The sequence below is a fragment of the Sphingopyxis chilensis genome, from assembly GCF_035930445.1.
GTDB classification, from domain to species: domain Bacteria; phylum Pseudomonadota; class Alphaproteobacteria; order Sphingomonadales; family Sphingomonadaceae; genus Sphingopyxis; species Sphingopyxis chilensis.
Genome location: NZ_CP142394.1, coordinates 2,431,131 through 2,449,179 on the forward strand (window position 1 = coordinate 2,431,131; position 18,049 = coordinate 2,449,179).

At 65.4% G+C, this 18,049-nt stretch carries 18 protein-coding genes; 7 read left to right on the forward strand and 11 right to left on the reverse strand.

Annotation, left to right across the window (positions count from 1 at the left end):
• The first annotated feature begins 42 nt into the window (after nt 1-42).
• The 3 genes from VSX79_RS11300 to VSX79_RS11310 all read left to right on the forward strand — a co-directional run bounded on the left by VSX79_RS11300 (nt 43) and on the right by VSX79_RS11310 (nt 1,635).
• A complete protein-coding gene (locus VSX79_RS11300) occupies nt 43-690 on the forward strand; it encodes a heme exporter protein CcmB (RefSeq protein ID WP_179495387.1) in 648 nt (215 codons plus the stop codon).
• On the forward strand, nt 687-1,097 hold the full coding sequence (locus VSX79_RS11305) for a VOC family protein (RefSeq protein WP_326913383.1): 411 nt from the start codon (nt 687-689) through the stop codon (nt 1,095-1,097). The genes VSX79_RS11300 and VSX79_RS11305 overlap by 4 nt, the downstream gene beginning before the upstream one ends.
• Before the next feature lie 73 nt (nt 1,098-1,170).
• Nucleotides 1,171-1,635 carry a hypothetical protein gene (locus VSX79_RS11310; RefSeq protein WP_179495383.1) on the forward strand — a complete coding sequence of 155 codons (465 nt, stop codon included), beginning with the start codon at nt 1,171-1,173 and terminating at the stop codon, nt 1,633-1,635.
• A gap of 92 nt (nt 1,636-1,727) precedes the next feature.
• Here the strand turns inward: VSX79_RS11310 and rplA are convergent, their stop codons facing one another.
• The 7 genes from rplA to VSX79_RS11345 form a co-directional block, all read right to left on the reverse strand.
• On the reverse strand, nt 1,728-2,426 hold the full coding sequence (gene rplA, locus VSX79_RS11315; protein ID WP_179495381.1) for a 50S ribosomal protein L1: 699 nt from the start codon (nt 2,424-2,426) through the stop codon (nt 1,728-1,730).
• A gap of 2 nt (nt 2,427-2,428) precedes the next feature.
• On the reverse strand, nt 2,429-2,860 hold the full coding sequence (gene rplK / locus VSX79_RS11320) for a 50S ribosomal protein L11 (RefSeq protein WP_058808269.1): 432 nt from the start codon (nt 2,858-2,860) through the stop codon (nt 2,429-2,431).
• 154 nt (nt 2,861-3,014) lie between these two features.
• Nucleotides 3,015-3,941, reverse strand: coding sequence for an acyl-CoA thioesterase (locus tag VSX79_RS11325; RefSeq protein WP_179495379.1), 927 nt, complete (start codon nt 3,939-3,941; stop codon nt 3,015-3,017).
• A 33-nt stretch (nt 3,942-3,974) separates the two neighbouring features.
• On the reverse strand, nt 3,975-4,511 hold the full coding sequence (gene nusG, locus VSX79_RS11330; protein ID WP_093508678.1) for a transcription termination/antitermination protein NusG: 537 nt from the start codon (nt 4,509-4,511) through the stop codon (nt 3,975-3,977).
• 32 nt (nt 4,512-4,543) lie between these two features.
• Nucleotides 4,544-4,741 (reverse strand): preprotein translocase subunit SecE, encoded by a 198-nt coding sequence (gene secE / locus VSX79_RS11335; RefSeq protein ID WP_037554036.1) that lies wholly within the window; start codon nt 4,739-4,741, stop codon nt 4,544-4,546.
• A 157-nt stretch (nt 4,742-4,898) separates the two neighbouring features.
• Nucleotides 4,899-6,227 carry an MFS transporter gene (locus tag VSX79_RS11340; protein ID WP_326913384.1) on the reverse strand — a complete coding sequence of 443 codons (1,329 nt, stop codon included), beginning with the start codon at nt 6,225-6,227 and terminating at the stop codon, nt 4,899-4,901.
• Between the two features lie 80 nt (nt 6,228-6,307).
• Nucleotides 6,308-6,913: a TetR/AcrR family transcriptional regulator gene (locus VSX79_RS11345; protein ID WP_326913385.1), complete on the reverse strand. Its 606-nt coding sequence runs from the start codon at nt 6,911-6,913 to the stop codon at nt 6,308-6,310.
• 141 nt (nt 6,914-7,054) lie between these two features.
• Between VSX79_RS11345 and VSX79_RS11350 the strand changes: the two genes are divergently transcribed.
• Genes VSX79_RS11350 through VSX79_RS11365 form a run of 4 tightly spaced genes read left to right on the forward strand, consistent with a single transcriptional unit; the run spans nt 7,055 to nt 13,884 of the window.
• Nucleotides 7,055-8,209, forward strand: coding sequence for an efflux RND transporter periplasmic adaptor subunit (locus VSX79_RS11350; protein WP_179495375.1), 1,155 nt, complete (start codon nt 7,055-7,057; stop codon nt 8,207-8,209).
• A gap of 6 nt (nt 8,210-8,215) precedes the next feature.
• Entirely contained in the window at nt 8,216-11,380 is a 3,165-nt protein-coding gene (locus tag VSX79_RS11355) for an efflux RND transporter permease subunit (protein ID WP_179495374.1), read from the forward strand.
• The gene (locus VSX79_RS11360) at nt 11,373-12,773 is read left to right on the forward strand and encodes an efflux transporter outer membrane subunit (protein WP_326913386.1); all 1,401 of its coding nucleotides are present in this window, start codon (nt 11,373-11,375) and stop codon (nt 12,771-12,773) included. Before VSX79_RS11355 ends, VSX79_RS11360 begins: the two co-directional genes overlap by 8 nt.
• Nucleotides 12,774-12,783: 10 nt before the next feature.
• The gene (locus VSX79_RS11365) at nt 12,784-13,884 is read left to right on the forward strand and encodes a DNA alkylation repair protein (protein ID WP_326913387.1); all 1,101 of its coding nucleotides are present in this window, start codon (nt 12,784-12,786) and stop codon (nt 13,882-13,884) included.
• A gap of 9 nt (nt 13,885-13,893) precedes the next feature.
• On the opposite strand, the gene VSX79_RS11370 is transcribed toward VSX79_RS11365, so the two are convergent.
• The 4 genes from VSX79_RS11370 to VSX79_RS11385 all read right to left on the reverse strand — a co-directional run bounded on the left by VSX79_RS11370 (nt 13,894) and on the right by VSX79_RS11385 (nt 18,027).
• Complete coding sequence (locus tag VSX79_RS11370) at nt 13,894-15,948, reverse strand: transglycosylase domain-containing protein (RefSeq protein ID WP_326913388.1); 2,055 nt, start codon at nt 15,946-15,948, stop codon at nt 13,894-13,896.
• Between the two features lie 60 nt (nt 15,949-16,008).
• A complete protein-coding gene (locus tag VSX79_RS11375; RefSeq protein ID WP_179495360.1) occupies nt 16,009-16,491 on the reverse strand; it encodes a DUF421 domain-containing protein in 483 nt (160 codons plus the stop codon).
• Nucleotides 16,491-17,051 carry a hypothetical protein gene (locus tag VSX79_RS11380; protein ID WP_326913389.1) on the reverse strand — a complete coding sequence of 187 codons (561 nt, stop codon included), beginning with the start codon at nt 17,049-17,051 and terminating at the stop codon, nt 16,491-16,493. Before VSX79_RS11380 ends, VSX79_RS11375 begins: the two co-directional genes overlap by 1 nt.
• Nucleotides 17,052-17,112: 61 nt before the next feature.
• Nucleotides 17,113-18,027: a DUF4886 domain-containing protein gene (locus VSX79_RS11385; RefSeq protein WP_326913390.1), complete on the reverse strand. Its 915-nt coding sequence runs from the start codon at nt 18,025-18,027 to the stop codon at nt 17,113-17,115.
• Between the last annotated feature and the right edge of the window lie 22 nt (nt 18,028-18,049).

Sequence of the window (18,049 nt, forward strand, 5' to 3'; positions counted from 1 at the left end):
TTGCTTCGCTTCGCTCGCAATGACGAGAAAGGGCGGTATCGCGTGACGGCTCTCATCGCCCTCTTCTGGCGCGACCTGCGGCGCGCGTGGGGCAGCGGGGCGCTGTGGCTACCGGTGCTCTTCTTCCTGCTCGTCGCGACGGCATTTCCTTTCGCGGTTGGTCCCGATGCGCCGCTGCTGCGCCGCGCGGGCGGCGGGATGGTCTGGGTCGCGGCGCTGCTCGCGGCCTTGCTGCCCATCGACCGGTTGGTGAAGCCCGACAAGGATGCGGGCGTGCTCGATCAACTCGCGGTGCGCGGCTTTGCCGATGAGGTCATCGCTGCAGTGAAGATTGGCGCGCATGCCATTGGTTTCGGGCTGCCTTTGTTGATCGCCCTCCTCCCCGCAGCGGCGCTGCTCGCACAGGATGCGGCGCGCGCCGAACTGCTCGCGACGGGCATCGCCATGGCCGTTCCGGCGCTCGCCTCGCTTGCGGTGCTGAGCGCCGCGCTGACCGCGAACCACAAGGGCGGCAGTGCGATCGGGGGGCTGCTGATCCTGCCGCTCGCGGTGCCGCTGCTGATCTTCGGGGCGGGAATGCTAGATCCGTCGGGGCGCGGCGCGATGAAATTGCTCGCGGCGACAAGCTTGCTGCTGACGGTAATCGGGCCGTTTGCTGCCGGCGCGGCGCTAAGGGGGCTGCGCGAATGACGCGCCAGTCGCTCGCGCATATTGCACTCGTCGTGCGCGACTATGACGAGGCGATCGGCTTTTATGTCGGCACGCTCGGCTTCACGCTCGTCGTCGACGAATATCAGCCGGCGCAGGACAAGCGCTGGGTGCTGGTGGCGCCGCCGGGCAATCCGCCGGGCGGCGCGACAATCCTGCTCGCGCGCGCCGCCAACGAGGAACAGGCGAAATTCATCGGCAACCAGTCGGGCGGGCGCGTCTTTCTGTTCCTGCAGACCGACGATTTCGCCCGCGACTATCAGCGTCTGCTCGACCGGGGCGTGCGGATCGAACGCGAGCCGATGGAGGCCGATTATGGCACGGTGGCGGTGTTCCTCGACCTTTACGGCAACAAGTGGGACCTGATCGAGTTTCGGCGGGCGGGGTGACGGCTAACGACCGGTTGTGGACGTTCGCTCTGCACCTCATAAGGCTAAGTCGGCAGCATAGGGGAAAAGAGTAATGCAGCGGAAGCTTGCCGCCCAGCTCGCAATTCAGAGCGGATTAGAGGTGGTCTCGTTCGAGCATTTCGACTGCCTCGTCTTCGAGCGCGGCGAAACGTTGAAGATGTTTTCTCCCCGGTCGAGCAGAATGTTCGGAGCAAGCACGCAGAAACGCAGAGTCGAAGGTGACCTGATTGTGGTTTTCGAGGAAGATCTCGAGCGTCTGCGTCCGCCATCAAAGCGGTTCAAATTTGGCGGCCTTGTGACCTTCATGCCAACGGCGAACTTTCCGTCGACCATCACCGGATCGGAGATCATCGAGGGCGGGGTCGACCGGAACTTTTTTGGGAAGATACGTGACCTTCTGAATGCACTTCCCGATAGTAAGTCAGAATGGATTTCTAAATTCGGAGAAGATTTTTTCTCCCGCACCCCGACCGACCGCTGCATTGACACGGTTAGATACCTGAGATCCCGTGAATGATTTCAGATGCCCCCTTCCCACCCCAAACCCGCCCATAAGAAAAGGGCCGGAGTTTCCTCCGGCCCTTCTCTAAATCATGCGCGTGCCTGAAATCAGGCGCCGGCGACCTCGGCCGTGTCGACCTTTACGCCCGGGCCCATCGACGACGACAGCGCGACCTTGCGGACATACTTGCCCTTGGCACCCGACGGCTTGGCCTTGACGATCGCGTCGACGAAGGCGTCGAAGTTCTGGCGGAGCTTTTCCTCGCCGAACGACAGCTTGCCGAGGCCAGCGTGGATGATGCCGACCTTTTCGACGCGGAATTCGATCTGACCGCCCTTGGCGGCCTTCACGGCTTCGGCGACGTTCGGGGTCACGGTACCCAGCTTCGGGTTCGGCATCAGGCCTTTCGGACCCAGCGTCTTGCCGAGGCGGCCGACGATGCCCATCATGTCCGGCGTCGCGATGACGCGGCCATAGTCGAGGTTGCCCGCGAGCATGTCTTCCATCAGGTCTTCGGCACCGACCTTGTCGGCTCCGGCGGCCAGCGCCTTGTCGGCATTATCGCCGCGCGCGAACACGGCAACCTTGACGTCCTTGCCGGTACCGGCGGGGAGCGTGACGACGCCGCGGACCATCTGGTCGGCGTGACGCGGATCGACGCCCAGGTTCATCGCGATTTCGAGCGTTTCGTCGAACTTGGCGGTCGCCAGTTCGCGAACCAGCTTGATCGCTTCGTCGACGCCGTGGAGCTTCAGCGCATCGACCTTGCCCTCGAGGGCCTTCTGCTTCTTGGTCAGCTTGGCCATGTTCAGCCCTCCGTCACTTCGAGGCCCATCGAGCGGGCGCTGCCTTCGATGATCTTCGTCGCCTGTTCAATGTCGTTGGCGTTGAGATCCTTCATCTTGATCTCGGCGATTTCGGCGAGCTTCGAGCGCGCGATCTTGCCACCGCTGATCTTGCCGGGCTCCTTCGAACCCGATTTCAGGTTCGCGGCCTTCTTGATCAGGTAGGTTGCCGGCGGCGTTTTCGTGACGAACGAAAAGCTCTTGTCGGCGAAGACGGTGATGATGGTCGGGGTTGGGGTGCCCTTTTCCATGGAATCGGTCGCGGCGTTGAACGCCTTGCAGAATTCCATGATGTTGACGCCGCGCTGACCGAGCGCCGGCCCGAGCGGCGGCGAGGGGTTGGCGGTGCCGGCGGGCACCTGCAGCTTGATGTAGCCGCTGATCTTCTTGGCCATGATGGCCTCCTTTCTTTCTGTCGGCCCGCCGCGTGGCGACGAGCCTCAAAATAAGCGGTCCAGCAGAGGGCATCACCCCTCCTCCCGCGCGGAATCGCAACCGTATCTGATGCGAAGCGGCGCCCATAAGGCCAAAGGCGCCGGAAAACAAGCCTTATTGGGGGCGGTAGCGGATCAGGCCTTCCTGCGCGACGGTGGCCATCAGCGTGCCATCGCGGCGATAGATCGAGCCGCGGCACAGCCCGCGGTCGCCGCCCGTCCACGGGCTGTCCATCACAAAGACGAACCAGTCGTCGACGCGCACCGGCCCATGGAGCCACATCGCATGATCGAGGCTGGTCGACACCATGCCCGGGGTCGAGAAGCTGACGCCGTGCGGCAACATTGCAGACGACAGGAGCCCCATGTCGGACGCGAAGGCGAGGAAACCCCGGTGGAGCAGCGGGTCATCGCCGATCGGCGATGCGACGCGGAACCACTGGTAATGCTGCGTCGCCTTGTCCGAAGCCGGGGGGCGGAAGCTGCGCACCTCGAACGGGCGGCTGCGCGCCATATGCGCGAGCTGACGGTCGGAAATATGGGGATCTGCCGCGATGAAATCGGTGAAGTCCCAGCATTCCTCGGGCGGCAGCAGGTCGGGCATGGGAACCTGGTGCGACAGTCCTTCGGCGGGTAGCTGAAACGACGCGGTCAGGTTGAAGATGACCTTGCCGTCCTGACGAACGACGACGCGGCGGTTCGAAAAGCTGCGGCCGTCGAAGTCACGGTGCAGGCGGAAATGCAGCGGCTTCGTCTCGTCGCCGCCGCGCAGGAAATAGGCGTGAAGCGAATGAACCTGCTTGTCAGGATCGACCGTGCGCGCCGCGGCGGTCATCGCCTGCGCGATAACCTGACCGCCGAAAATCCGGTCGCGCGAGGTGGTCGGGCGCGCGGGAAAGGTGAATTCATCGTCGAGGCCCGGCACCGCGTCGAGGTCGAACAGCCGCGCCACGGCGCCAACGACCTTGTCGGCGGGCGTGCTCGCGTTGATTTCGCGCGCGAGATCGAGGCGCGCCTGCAGCTCTTCGGGCGTGAAGCTCATGCGCTGTTCCATCGGCTGGGGCGCACGGCGCCGTTACTTGAAGCGTTCGACCTGTTCGAAGTCGAGTTCGACCGGCGTCGCGCGACCGAAGATCGACACCGACACCTTGACGCGCGCCTTTTCGAAATCGAGTTCCTCGACCAGCCCGTTGAAGCTGGCGAAGGGACCGTCGAGCACCTTGACCTGGTCGCCGATTTCATAGTCGACGCGGATTTCGGTCTTCGGACGCGCCGCGGCCTCTTCCTTGCTGTTGAGGATGCGCGCGGCTTCGGCTTCGCTGATCGCCTGCGGCTTGCCCATCGAGCCGAGGAAGCCGGTGACCTTCGGCGTATTCTTGACGAGGTGATAGACGTCGTCGGTCATCGTCAGCTTGGCGAGAACATAGCCAGGGAAGAATTTACGCTCGGCCTGGACCTTCTTGCCGCGCTTCACCTCGGTGACGGTTTCGACCGGCACCTCGACCGCTTCGACGAAGTCGGTGAGGCCCATGCGTTCGGCTTCGGACAGCACCGAATCGCGAACCTTGTTCTCGAAACCCGAATAGGCGTGAATGATGTACCAGCGCGCCATGTATGCGTATCCTGTCCCTGTGATCGCGGGCGTTAGCGCGCGAGCGACGTCAGCCAGCTGACGATCGCGTTGAAAACCGTGTCGACGCCGAGGAAGAAGAGCGAAAGGATCGTCGTCATGATCAGCACCATGATCGTCGTCTGCACCGTTTCGCGGCTCGTCGGCCAGACGATCTTGCGAGCTTCGGCGCGCACCTGATTGATGAACTCAGCCGGGCTGGTCTTGGCCATGTCGATCGTCCTGTCCTTGCAACGTCAATGATCCGGGCCAGATGGGTTGCCGCCGCCCATGCGTCAAGCACGCTTTGGGCAATAGTCCGCCCACCCTCCCCGAGCGTGTCGGCGAAAGGCGGGAAAGAACGGCGCATCTGTCCGAATGAAGCGGCCTTTACTTGGGCCGCGCGGCGATTGCAAGTTCGTGCTGCATCCAGATCAACAGGCCGACCATGACAATCCAGCTGGCGGTCGGTTGCAGCGCGAAGATCAGATGCAGTTCGCGCGCAGCCGCCTCGCCGTTTTGCGGATCGAAACCGACGATATCAAGCGCCGCATAGCTGACCGCGATCGCGGCAGCGACGCCGAATTTCGCCATCAGGTTCAAGAGCGCAAAGAGGAAGGCCGACCGGCTCCGCCCGCATCGCGCGCTGTCGCGCGGAATCAGGTCGGCAAGCATCGAATAGGTGAACAGCAGGCCGACGAAGCCGGTGCCGAGCATCAGCGAAAAGCCGACCGCCTGCCCCAGCCCGCGCGGCTGCTGTGCCAGTGTCGCGACGAGCAGACTGCCGATCAGCAGCCCCATCGCCATCATCATCGGCGGCTTGCCGAAGCGGCGCGCGAGGAAAGTCCAGACCGGCGACGCCAGCGCCCCGCCGATGAAGCTCGCAAAAAGCAGAACGGCGCTCTGCGCGTCGAGATCGAGCACGGCCGCGGCGAAGAAGACGAAGAGCGAAGTCAGCGACCCGAAAGCGAAGCTGTTGAGGAACTGCACCCCGAGCAGCAGCATCAGGGGCCGAAAGGACAGCGACGCGCGGATTTCGTGCCGCCAGCCGAAGCCGGATTCGGCCACCACCGCGCGCAACGGCACGCGGCGGATCGCGACGAGCGCTATCGGCACCAATAGAAGGAAGAGGCTGGCATAGGCCATGATCCGCCCCTGCAGACTAAGCCCCGGAATCAGCAGCTGCGCCGCGGCGGGCGCGGCGAAAGCCAGGATCAGCGCGATTTTCGCGAACCAGTCGCGCATGCCATAGAGGAGCGCGCTGTCGGCCGGCGTGCGGACGAGCGCCGATCCCCACGACAGCTGCGCGACCTCGTACAGACTGTAGCTCGAGTAAAACAGCACCATCATCAGGAAGAGCGCCGCGAACGGCAGTTGATCGCCCACGGTTACGAGCGCCAGCAGCAGTAGCGACAAGGGAAGCAGCGCCAGCAGCATCCAGCGCCGGTGCGCGCCCAGCCCGGTGCGGGCGCGATCGACCATCGTCCCGATCAGCGGATCGACGGCACCGTCCCAGATCGTCGTCAGCGAAAAGAGAAGCCCGACCAGCGCAACCGAAATCGCCCCGCCCTCGGCGATATAAGGCGGCAGATAGACGCTGAATGGAAGGCCGAGCATGACCGTCGGCCCCGCGGTTGCAGCATAGGCGGCGACGGTGCGCGGCCGCAAGGCGGAGGTTTCGTCGGCCGGGGCGGCCGATGGCAGGGCGGTACTGGCCAAGTTGCGACACTCCCGAAACGGAAGGCGCAGGTTTTCAGTTACTGACAATCATGTCAACATCAACGCGTCGCGCAGACGCTTTACCGGATCTTGAAATGCGACAGGAACGGCTGGAGCCGCCAGTCGATCTGCTCGGGATCGAGCCATTCGACCTCTATCCCCATCAGCGTGTTCAGCATCGAATCGCCGATGACGATATCGAAAAACAGGCGCGCTGCGGCGTCCGGGCGATCAATCTCGGCCCTGCCCGTCGCCGCCCATTCGGCGAACAGTTCGATCAATTCCTCCAGCGCAGGCACATGAAGGTCGAGGTAGATCTGCATGGCAAATTCGTGGTCGCGCAAACTTTCCGATATCAACATGCGCATCAGGGCGACCGCGTGCGGCGATTCCATCAGCTCTTTCTGGCGATGCGCATAACGCTTCAGGACATCGACGCTCGACAGTCCCCGGATCGCATCATCGTCGAGCGACCTGAGCATGGCTTCGTCGCACCAGCGGGTCGCGATCGCGCGGAGCAATCCCTGCTTGTTGCCGAACAGTTCATAAAGGGTCGCGAGCGAACCGCCCGAGCGTTTGACGATTTCGGCAAGGCTGGTGCGCTCGTAGCCCTGTTCGAGAAATAACGACTCGGCGGCGTCGAGAATAGCGCTTTGCCGCCGTTCGCGCGGCGATGACTTATCCATTTGACATAAAATCGTTTCCGACATGCTCAATTCCCGCTCCCCTTCCCTTGCTCTTTCCTGTAATTTAAATTACACGGCGCATCGGCGCAAGCATTTGCGTATAAACAAATCCCGCACAACTGCGATTTTTCAGGGGTTCATATGAGTCGCGTCCGTCCTCTCAGCTGCGCCGCCGGCGCTGCGCTGGCCTTTCTGCTGGCTGCCTGCTCGTCCGAGGCGCCCCCCGCGCCACCCCCGCCAGAGGTCAATATCGTGACCGTCCGCGCGCAAGCCGTGCCGAACGTCATCGAACTGCCCGGTCGGGTTCAGGCGTATCGCACGTCCGAAGTCCGCGCGCGCGTCAACGGCATCGTCGAACGGCGACTGTTCGACGAGGGCAGCTATGTGCGCGCCGGAACCCCCCTGTTCCGCATCGATCCCCGCGAGTTGACCGCGACCGCCAATGCGGCGCGGGCGCAGCTCGCACGTGCGCAGGCCACCGCGGCCAACGCGCGCCAGGTCGTCGGACGCTATCAGCCGCTGCTCGCCGATCAGGCAATCGGCAAACAGGAATATGACGCCGCGGTTGCCGCGCAGCGGACGGCCGAAGCCGATGTGCAGGCGGCGCAGGCCAATCTGGAATCGGCGCGCCTCAATCTCGGCTATGCGTCGGTCACCGCGCCGATTTCGGGCCGCGCGCGCCGCGCCGAGGTTACCGAGGGCGCGCTGGTGAACGCCGGACAGGGGACGCTGCTCACCACCATCGAGCAGATCGATCGCGTCTATGTCAATTTCGGCCAGTCCAGCTCCGACCTTTTGGCGACACGTCGCGACATGGAATCGGGCAAGGTCAACGCACCGCAACTCGAACGCGTCGAAGTCCAGCTCATCCTCGAGGACGGCACCGCCTACCCGATCGTCGGACACCTCGATTTCTTCGACCTCTCGATCGACGAAGCGACGGGCACCGCGGCGCTGCGCGCCGAATTCCCGAACCCGAACTCGGCGCTGCTTCCCGGACAGTTCGTCCGGGCGCGCATCTTTGCCGGCAATCGCGCCGACGGCATGCTGATCCCGCAGCGTGCGGTGAAGCTGGCCGCCGACGCGGCGAGCGTGATGGTGCTCGATGCAAAGAATGTGGCGACACCGCGCCCCGTCAAGCTGGGCACCATGGTCGCGGGTCAGTGGTCGATCCTCGACGGGCTGAAACCGGGCGACCGGGTCATCGTGGACGGACTGCAAAAGGTCCAGCCGGGACAGCCGGTCCGCGTCGCTGCGCCCAAGGGAACGGCGTCGGCCCCCGCGGCGAAGCGCTGACCTGACATGACCCCCCGCTTCTTCATCGACCGGCCCATCTTCTCCTGGGTCATCGCCATCGGCATCCTCTTGTCGGGCATCATCGCGCTGCGCAGCCTGCCCGTGGAGCAATATCCCACGGTCGCGCCGCCGTCGCTGACGATCGGCGTCACCTATCCGGGCGCCGACGCGAGCACGCTCGAACAAAATGTCACGCAGGTCATCGAGCAGGAACTGAACGGGGTCGAGGGCTTCCTCTACATGGCCTCGACCAGCGAATCGAACGGCACCGCGTCGATCACCCTGACCTTCGAGGCCGGGACCGACATCGATAATGCGCAAATGGAGGTGCAGAACCGCCTGCGCCGCGTCGAACAGCGCCTGCCCGAAGATGTCCGGCGCCAGGGCATTTCGGTAACCGAAGCGAATTCGGGCTTCCTCTTGATCGTCGCGATCACGTCCAAGAGCGGCAACACCGACCCGATGGAGGTCAACAACTTCGCCAATACGCGCGTCCTCGACGAGCTGCGCCGCGTGAATGGCGTCGGCAATGTCCAGGCTTTCGCGCCCGAATATGCGATGCGTATCTGGCTCGATCCGCAAAAGCTGGCGTCCTACAACCTCTCCGCCGCCGAAGCCCTGGGCGCGGTGCAGGAGCAGAACAGCCAGACGCCGGGCGGCCAGCTCGGCGACCAGCCGATCGCCAAGGGCGCTCAGCTCAATGCCGTGATCACCACGCAGGGCCGCTTCACCAAGCCCGAACAGTTCGAGAGCATCATCCTGCGCGCCAACCCCGACGGGTCGGCGGTGACGCTGGGCGATGTCGGTCGCGTCGAGCTGGGCGCGGCGAGCTATCTCTTTTCGTCCGAACTCAACGGCAAGCCGATGGCGGGGCTCGCGGTCCAGCTGACCCCGGGCGCCAACGCGCTGTCGACCGCCGAGGGCATTCGCGCCCGGATGGACGAGCTGTCGAAGGGCTTCCCGTCCGACATCACCTGGTCGATCCCCTATGACACGACACCCTTCATCAGCCTGTCGATCGAGGAAGTGGTGGTAACGCTGGGCGAGGCGATGCTGCTCGTCTTCCTCGTCATGTTCCTGTTCCTCCAGAACTGGCGCGCGACGGTGATCCCGACGGTAGTGGTGCCGATCGCGCTTGCGGGCGCGTGCCTTGGCCTGTGGATGTTCGGTTTCTCGATCAACGTGCTGACGCTGTTCGGCATGGTACTCGCGATCGGCATCCTCGTCGACGATGCGATTGTCGTGATCGAGAATGTCGAGCGCATCATGAACGAGGAGCATCTGCCGCCCTATGAAGCGACGGTGAAGGCGATGGGCCAGATCACCTCGGCGATCATCGGCATCACTTTGGTGCTGATCGCGGTGTTCATCCCGATGGCCTTCTTCCCCGGATCGACCGGCGGCATCTATCGCCAATTCTCGATGACGCTTGCGATCTCGATCGCCTTTTCGGCGCTGCTCGCGCTGACGCTGACCCCGGCGCTCTGCGCGACGCTCCTGAAACCGCACGACAATACAGAGCGCAAGGGCCGGATCGGAGCCTTCGCCGACCGCTTCTTCGGCCGGTTCAATGACTGGTTCGGCCGCACGACCGATCGCTATCAGGGCGGCGTCGGCAAGATATTGTCGGCGCCTCTGCGCTGGCTCGGCGTCTTCGTCCTGATGGTCGCGGTGACCGGGCTGCTGTTCTTCCGCCTGCCGGGATCCTTCCTGCCGCAGGAGGACCAGGGCTATCTGATCACCGTCATCCAGGCACCGCCGGGCGCGACGACGCAACGCACCAACGAGGCGACCAAGCAGGTTAAGGCCTTCTTCGCCGAACAGCCGCAGGTGGCCAATGTGGTATCGGTCAACGGCTTCAGCTTCTTTGGCCAGGGCCAGGCGAACGCGATCATGTTCACGCCGCTCAAGCCCTGGGACGAACGCACGGGCGAAGGCGACAGCGCCGACGCGATCGCGGGCAAGGCGATGGGGACGTTCATGGGGATCAAGGAGGCGTTTGCCTTTTCGCTGAGCCCGCCGTCGATCCCCGAGCTCGGCACGTCGAGCGGCTTCACCTTCAAGCTGCAGGACCGCGGCGGCAACGGGCGCGATGCGCTGGTCGCCGCGCGCAACCAGATGCTCGGCGGCGCAATGCAGAGCAAGCTGCTCGCCAACGTCCGTCCCGAGGGTCAGGAGGACGCTCCGGTGCTGAAGGTCGATATCGACCGCATCCAGGCGCGGGCGCTCGGCCTGTCGATCGGCGACGTCAACGCGACGCTCGCGATCAGCTTCGGCAGCGCCTATGCCAACGACTTCACCCGCGAAGGCCGCGTGCTGCGCGTGCTGTTGCAGGCCGATGCCGCGAACCGGATGACGCCGCAGGACGTGCTCGACCTGCGCGTCCGCAGTGCGAACGGCGGCATGGTGCCCTTCGGATCGTTCAGCAAGGCTGAATGGTCAGCGGAAGCCCCGCAGCTCCAGCGGTATAACGGCTATCCCGCGATGACGATCTCGGGCGAGCCCGCGCCGGGTCAGTCGACCGGCGAGGCGATGGCCGAGATGGAGCGGCTTGCGTCGCAGCTTCCCGCGGGCTTCGCGTTCGAATGGACGGGCATTTCCTATGAGGAGAAGCAGTCGGCGGGCCAGATCGGCATGCTCCTCGGCCTGTCGCTCGTCGTCGTCTTCCTGCTGCTCGCGGCGCTCTATGAAAGCTGGTCGGTTCCGGTCGCTGTGCTGCTCGTCGTGCCGCTGGGCGTGCTCGGTGCGGTGCTCTTTTCGATGTTCCGCGGTTTGTCGGCGGACATTTATTTCAACGTCGGCCTGATCACGATCATCGGGCTCGCCGCGAAGAATGCGATCCTGATCGTCGAATTCGCGATCGAGCAGGAAGCCGAAGGCAAGTCGACGCTCGACGCGGTGATGGAAGCGGTGAAGCTGCGCTTGCGTCCGATCATCATGACCAGCCTTGCCTTCATCCTCGGCATGGTGCCACTGGTGATCGCGAGCGGCGCGGGTGCCGCGAGCCGCATCGCGGTTGGATCGGGTGTCATGGGCGGGATGATCGCAGCCACTTTGCTGGGCATCTTTTTCATCCCGCTCTTCTACCTTTCGGTGCGCAAATGGCTCAGCCGCAAGCGCCCCCCTGCCCCCGCCGAGAAAGGCCATCATGAGGAACCCGGCCATGCGTAACCTGATCGCGCTCGCCGCGGCGACGGCGCTTGCCGGATGCGTCAACATGGCTCCGAAGCACGAGCGGCCGCCGCTGTCGACCGCCGCCGACTATCCGGCCGAATTCGCGGGCGACGTGACGCTGGGACAGCGCGCGACCGAGGTCGCGTGGCGCGACTTCTTCGCCGACCCGCAGCTCAAGGTGCTGATCGAACAGGCGATCGGGCGCAACCGCGACCTTGCCGTCGCGGTCGCGCAGATCGAGGAAGCGCGTGGCCTCTATCGCATTCAGGACGCCGATCGCCTGCCGACGGTGGGCGCGAGCGCCGACGCGACGCGGTCGCGCAGCCAGCTGGTTCCGGGCACGGGCGCTGCGACGATCAACCGCTATTCGGTCGGCGTCGGCGTGACCTCGTTCGAGCTCGACTTCTGGGGCCGGGTCAAGAATCTGTCCGAAGCCGCGCGCAGCCAGTATCTCGCGACAGAGCAGGCCGAGCGCGCCTTCCGCCTCGCGCTCGTCCGCGACGTTGCCTCGACCTATTTCTCCGCACGCGGCGCCGAGGAGCAGATCGAGCTTGCCGAGGCGACGGTGACAAGCCGCAAGGAAGGGCTGCGGATCGCCAAACGCCGCCTTGACGCCGGGGTGACCTCCGCGCTCGACTATCGCCAGTCGGAAACGTTGCTGACGCAGGCCGAGACGCAGCTTGCGAGCCTGAAGCTCGGCAAGGCACAGGCCGATAATTTCCTCGCCGTGCTCACCGGTGGCCCGGTAGCCGGCCCCCTGCCCGCGCCGCTGCCGCTCGTCGCGCAGGCGCAGTCACCGACGCTGACCGCAGGCCTGCCGTCGGACCTGCTCGTCGCGCGCCCCGACGTGGTCGCGGCCGAAGAACAACTGCGCGCCGCTCGCGCCAATGTCGGCGCCGCGCGCGCCGCCTTCTTCCCCTCGATCTCGCTGACGGGCAATCTCGGCTTTTCGTCGCTGTCGCTCGACAATCTTTTCAGCGACGACAGCATGACGTGGAGCTTCGGCCCGTCGATCAGCCTGCCGATCTTCGACTTCGGGCGCAACAAGGGCAATCTGACCGTCGCCGAAGCGCGCGAGAATATCGCGGTCGCCACCTATGAGCGCACGGTGCAAGGCGCCTTTCGCGAAGTCGCCGACGCGCTCGCCGGGCGCCGCTACCTCGCCGAACAGGTCGATGCGCAGGAGCGCGGCACGCTTGCGACGCGGCAGATCGCCGATCTGGCGCGCAAAAGATATCGCGAAGGCGTTTCGACATATCTCGAAGTGCTCGACGCCGAGCGCAATCTGTTCGCGTCCGAACAGACGCTGATCGAACTGCGCCGCGCGCAGGTCGACAATCTGGTCACGCTCTACGTCGCGCTCGGCGGCGGGCTGGTCGAGAGCCGGTAAGGCCAACATCGTGACCGCCGAAACCCCGGCCCTGCTCAAGGATATTCTGGGGCTCCGGGCGCTGGAGACGATCGCTGACGCGGGTTCCGGGGTCTCTCCGCGCTTCGACCGTGAGGCGTTTCTGGGCGCGGCGTCCGATGGGCTCGACGCGCTGTCGATCATGGAACGCGTGCGCCATATCGCCGACGCGCTCCATCCCGCGTTGCCCGGCGACCATGCGGCGCGTCTCGATGTCCTTCGGGCGATGGCACCGCGATTGACCCACGGGTTTCAGGCGATCGCGATCACCGAATATGTGGCGCGCCACGGTCTTGCCGATTTCGATGCGTCGATGGATGCGCTCGCGGACCTGACGCGCTTCGGCTCCGCCGAATTCGCGATCCGCCCCTTTCTGGTGGCCGATAGTGCCCGCGCGCTGGCGACGATGACCCGCTGGACCGGCAGCGACGACGATCATGTGCGCCGGCTCGCGAGCGAGGGCGCGCGGCCGCGACTGCCGTGGGCAGCGCGCGTGCCGGCGCTCAAGGCCGATCCGACGCTGGCGGCGCCGATCCTCGAGGCGCTGAAGGCCGATCCCAGCGCCTATGTCCGCAAATCGGTCGCCAACCATTTGAACGACATCGCCAAGGACCGGCCCGACTGGTTGTTGGCGCGACTGAACGATTGGCCGCAGGGCGACGCGCGCACGGCGTGGATCGTTCGCCACGCGCTGCGCACGCTGATCAAGAAAGGCGACCCCGGCGCGCTCGCGCTGATCGGCGTCGGCCATGGCGCGGCGGTCAGCGTGCGCGATTTCGTCATCGTACCGGCAACGGTGCGCCTCGGCGACCGGATCGCGATCAGCGCCGAGATCCTGTCGGATTCGCCCGACGATCAGCGACTGGTCGTTGATTACCGCGTCCACTACGCCCGCGCGGGGGGCAAGACCGCGCCCAAAGTGTTCAAACTGAAAACATTCGCGCTTGCCGGACGCGATACCGCCACCCTCGCCATCGGCCAGACGATCCGCGATTTCAGTACGCGGCGCCATCATCCGGAGCGCCATGAAGTCGAGTTGATCGTCAACGGGCGGACGTTGGCGACCGCGGCATTCGACCTGTTGCCCGGCTGAGATGCCAGCCTAGGGAGGCGTCGGCGCCGCCGGCGGCGGTTCCGCCTCGACCGGTTCGGACGCCCGGTCCTGGATCGGCAGCCTGAGGTCGATGCGGCTGCCATTGATCTCGGTCGAAATCACCGCATCGCCGCCCTCGATCCCGACGCGCGTCCGGTCGCCGACGGGAATGTCGCCGATGTCGGGAATGTCGAGCGGTTCGACCGGACCCGCCGGGTCGGCGCGCCGGGGTCGCGGCGCCGCCTGCCGGCCCGATGCCTCGGTCATGAAATCACGCCAGATGCGCGCGGGCAGGCCGCCGCCCGATATGCCCCGAAGCGGCGTATTGTCGTCGTTGCCGATCCACACGCCGACGACGAGGTCGTTCGCATAACCGACAAACAGGGCGTCACGATTGTCCTGCGTCGTGCCGGTCTTGCCATAATTGGCTTGCGGCAGCCGCGCGGCGCGGCCGGTCCCGCGATTGACCGCGGCGCGCAGCATTTTCTCGATATCCTCATGCTCGCCAGCGCCGAAACGCGACGGTCCCCAGACCAGATTTTCCAACCATCCCTTTTCCTGTTCCTTGAATGCGTGGGGTTCGACCGGATAGCTGTTCGCCGCGACCGCGGCATAGGCGGCGGTGAGTTCGATCAAGGTCATGCTCGACGTGCCGAGCGCGAGGCTGGGGTCCCCCTTCGCCATCGGCGCGGTGACGCCAAGGTCGCGCGCCATCGCGATCACCTTCTCGTCGCCCACTTCGCCGAACAGACGCACCGCGGCGACATTGCTCGACGAGGCGAAGGCGTCTTCGAGGCTGATGTCCTTCGAATAGGCACCGCCCGAATTTTTGGGACGATAGGAGCCGGTTTCGATCACGCTGTTGTCGATCCGGTCATCGGGTTCCCAGCCGGCCTCAAGCGCCGCGAGATAGACGAAAAGCTTGAAGGTCGAACCCGGCTGACGCCGCGCCTGCGTCGCGCGGTTGAAGGGCGAGGCGGCATAATCCTTGCCGCCGATCATCGCGACAACCTCTCCATTCGGGCGCATCGCGACAAGCGCGACCTGCGCCTTGCCGAGCCCCGCGCGGCCCGTCACGCGGCGCGCGATCGATTGCAGCCGCGCGTCGAGCGTTGTCGTGATTGTCTGGCGCGAATAGCCGACGTCGCTCAATTTGCGCGCCTCGGGCAGCGCCCAGTCGGCGAAATAGGTGCCGGTCGGCAACGTGTTGCGGGTGCGCACGTCGATCCGCGGGGTGCGGATCGCCCCGGCCTCGCGCTCGGTCATATAGCCGGTGTCGACCATCGCATTCAGGACCAGCTTCATGCGCTTTTCGGCGAGATCGGGGTTGCGCGTCGGCGCGAGGCGCGACGGCGCCTGCACCAGCCCTGCGAGCATCGCCGCCTGCGCGGGGGTCAGCTTTTCAGGATGCCGGTAGAAATAGTGGAGCGAGGCGGCACGCAGGCCATAAGTATTGTCGCCGAAATAGGCGTTCGACAGATAACGTTCGAGAATCTCGTCCTTGGTCAGCCAGGCTTCGAGCCAGAAAGCGATCAGCGCCTCGCGCGCCTTGCGGCCCAGCGTGCGCTTCGGCGTCAGAAAGGTGAATTTCGCGAGCTGCTGGGTGATCGTGCTGCCGCCCTGCGTCCGCCCGCCGGTGACGTTGCTCCATACCGCGCGCGCGATGCTGCGCGGGTCGATACCCCAATGGCTGTAAAAGCGCCGGTCCTCGATCGCGAGGAAGGCGCCGGTGACATGTTTGGGCAGCTTCTTCGCCTCGACCGGCGCGTCGACGATCGCGCCGGTGCGCGCGATCGGCGTGCCATCGGAGGCGAGCAGGGTGATCTGCGGCGGCGCGATCGGCTCGAGCGATTTCGACAGCGGCGCGGTGAGGGCGAGCCAGCCGACGAGCAGGAGGAAAAAGGCGAAGAACACAACGAAACCGCGCGCGATGCGGCGCACCCATTTGCCCCGCCGCGTTTCGGGAAGGGGCGGCGGCGGAGGCGGCACCATTTCGGCAAAGGGTGCGCCCGGCCCCACCGCAAGGGTGGGGTCGGGGCCATCGGGTTTACGAAACCAGGTCATGCTCGGGGCCGTATTACAGCCCCAATACAGCATAAGCAAATGGCTTGTCGTGCCGGCCGGTCAGTCGGCGGGATCGTCGCGATCCCGTTGCCGCGCGTCGCCCTCATCCTTCTTGATGAAGCTCATCTTGCCCTGCGGCTCCAGGATCGCCCAGGCGACGTCGGCGAGTCGCCCGATGCCGGCGAGCCGCATTTCGGAGAGGATTTCGTCGCGCGTCAGCCGGTCGCGGCGCAGGTTTTCGGTTACGATCCGGCCATCGCGCACGATCACCCGCGGCGTCCCTTCGAGCAGATTCTTCGCGCGCGGGACTAGATAGGCGGTCCAGCTGAGAACCAGCGCCCAGAAGGCAAAGGTGCAGATGGCGAGCGTTGCGCCGGTCAGGCTGAAATCATTGTGCGTCACGCCCTGCTGGATCAGGTCACCGAGCACGACGAGCACGACGAATTCGAACGGCGTCATCTGGCCAAGCTCGCGCTTGCCGAGCAGGCGGATCAGGAGGAACAAGACGAAGAACATCACCGTGGCGCGCAGGACGATATCCATCAGGGAAGCACCTTGATGCGCAGCGGTATCGCGCCGATCCGCCGCTCGCCATCGAACACCGCGATGTCCCCCTGCGTGCCGGCGAACAGCGGCGGGTTGATCTGACCGTCGATCTTGACGCGGAGGCGCTCTCCGGGCTCGAGCGGGCCGTAGGAGAAATGAAAGCGTCCATCCTCAAAGCTCTCCTCGACGGGGGCCGGGATCATCGTGTTGACGGTCATGTCGCGCCACAGCGTCGGCGTCACCGCGATCACGGCGTCACCCAGCGGGGCGTTGGCGGTCAGCGTCACGTCGGTTTCGAAAAACTCGCCGTTGCGGATGATGGCCGGCGTCTTCACGGTCAGGCGGGCCGCGCCGAAATCGGCGGTGCGCGGCGGGCTGGGCTGGCCGCCAGTGAAGCCGAGGACGGCCGCGAGCAGGAGCGCGCCGAGGACGAGGATCGAGATCGGGCTGGCGTGGCGGTCCCACAGGCGCAGGCGCTGCGGCGGGGATTCCAAACCTTCGGGCGCCTGCATCCGATCCTCCTGCCCGATCGCGGCCACGACCGGCCGAGAGCCCATATTGGACGCTTGGCGCGGCGGTTCGTTCCGCTGTTCGACAGTCGTTCGCGGCGCTTTCGATCTATGGGGCGCCTGCGAGCGTATCGCGCGCGACGCGTTGCAGCGCCGCGGCCTGCGCGTCCGAAAGGCCAAGCTCGTCGGCGCCCTTTTCCTTCGGGCCGAGCGTGGTCGGGTCGATACCGGTGACCGCACCGAAAGTAACGAGCGCCGAGAGATAATAGCCCGCGACGCTCGCGTGATAATGGTCGTAGGCCCAGAGGTCGAGCTGGCCATAGCCGATCCCGTCATAGGGATTGGGGTCGGCGACCCCCGTCGTCATCGCGCGGTTCCACGCCTGCCCGACCGGCAGTACGCCCGCCACTGCGGGGTTGGCGGATCGCGCGCGATCGGCGGCGGCACGAAGGTCTTCGGCCATCGTCGACACCGGCTTGCCGTACCAATGGCCCTTGGGCTTGTAGGCCTGGTCGGCGCGCGACCAGGTCGCGGCGAGGCGGATATCGACTGCCGGATTGCGCGCTTTGAACAGCGCCGCAAGGCGGCCGACGTTGCGGATATATTCAGCGGGGTCGCCGGGCCGCTCGCGGTCGAGCGTGCTATATTCCTGTAGCACCACCACGTCCCACGCGCGGTCGAAACGCTGGCGCCGCTCGTCATAATGAAAGCCGAGCGACTTGCCGCCTTGCGTCTCGAGGCTGACCTCATAGTCGAGCCCCGCCTGCTCGGTGAACAGCTTGAACAGCGCGGGCACGCCGCCATAGCCCGCCTGGTTGAGGTCAGCGACCGACCCCGCGCGCCAGTTGCGCGCCGCCGAATGCGCGCCCTGGGTAAAGCTGTTGCCGATGAAGAGGATCGTTTTCGGCGCGGCCTTGGGCTCGGACGATATCGCCTGCCCGGCGGTTTCACCATGCGGGGCGGTGCTGGCGACCGCCTGGCCGGGCGCGCACCCTGCCAGCGTCAGCAGCACCGCTCCCGACATGGCCTTCAGGGGTCCAGTGGAT

Coding starts and splice junctions, on each gene's coding strand:
- VSX79_RS11305 (WP_326913383.1), top strand. CDS start 687: ATGACGCGCCAGTCGCTCGCGCATATTGCACTCGTCGTGCGCGACTAT.
- VSX79_RS11310 (WP_179495383.1), top strand. CDS start 1,171: ATGCAGCGGAAGCTTGCCGCCCAGCTCGCAATTCAGAGCGGATTAGAG.
- rplA (WP_179495381.1), bottom strand. CDS start 2,426: ATGGCCAAGCTGACCAAGAAGCAGAAGGCCCTCGAGGGCAAGGTCGAT.
- rplK (WP_058808269.1), bottom strand. CDS start 2,860: ATGGCCAAGAAGATCAGCGGCTACATCAAGCTGCAGGTGCCCGCCGGC.
- VSX79_RS11325 (WP_179495379.1), bottom strand. CDS start 3,941: ATGAGCTTCACGCCCGAAGAGCTGCAGGCGCGCCTCGATCTCGCGCGC.
- nusG (WP_093508678.1), bottom strand. CDS start 4,511: ATGGCGCGCTGGTACATCATTCACGCCTATTCGGGTTTCGAGAACAAG.
- secE (WP_037554036.1), bottom strand. CDS start 4,741: ATGGCCAAGACCAGCCCGGCTGAGTTCATCAATCAGGTGCGCGCCGAA.
- VSX79_RS11345 (WP_326913385.1), bottom strand. CDS start 6,913: ATGGATAAGTCATCGCCGCGCGAACGGCGGCAAAGCGCTATTCTCGAC.
- VSX79_RS11350 (WP_179495375.1), top strand. CDS start 7,055: ATGAGTCGCGTCCGTCCTCTCAGCTGCGCCGCCGGCGCTGCGCTGGCC.
- VSX79_RS11355 (WP_179495374.1), top strand. CDS start 8,216: ATGACCCCCCGCTTCTTCATCGACCGGCCCATCTTCTCCTGGGTCATC.
- VSX79_RS11360 (WP_326913386.1), top strand. CDS start 11,373: ATGCGTAACCTGATCGCGCTCGCCGCGGCGACGGCGCTTGCCGGATGC.
- VSX79_RS11370 (WP_326913388.1), bottom strand. CDS start 15,948: ATGACCTGGTTTCGTAAACCCGATGGCCCCGACCCCACCCTTGCGGTG.
- VSX79_RS11375 (WP_179495360.1), bottom strand. CDS start 16,491: ATGGATATCGTCCTGCGCGCCACGGTGATGTTCTTCGTCTTGTTCCTC.
- VSX79_RS11380 (WP_326913389.1), bottom strand. CDS start 17,051: ATGGGCTCTCGGCCGGTCGTGGCCGCGATCGGGCAGGAGGATCGGATG.
- VSX79_RS11385 (WP_326913390.1), bottom strand. CDS start 18,027: ATGTCGGGAGCGGTGCTGCTGACGCTGGCAGGGTGCGCGCCCGGCCAG.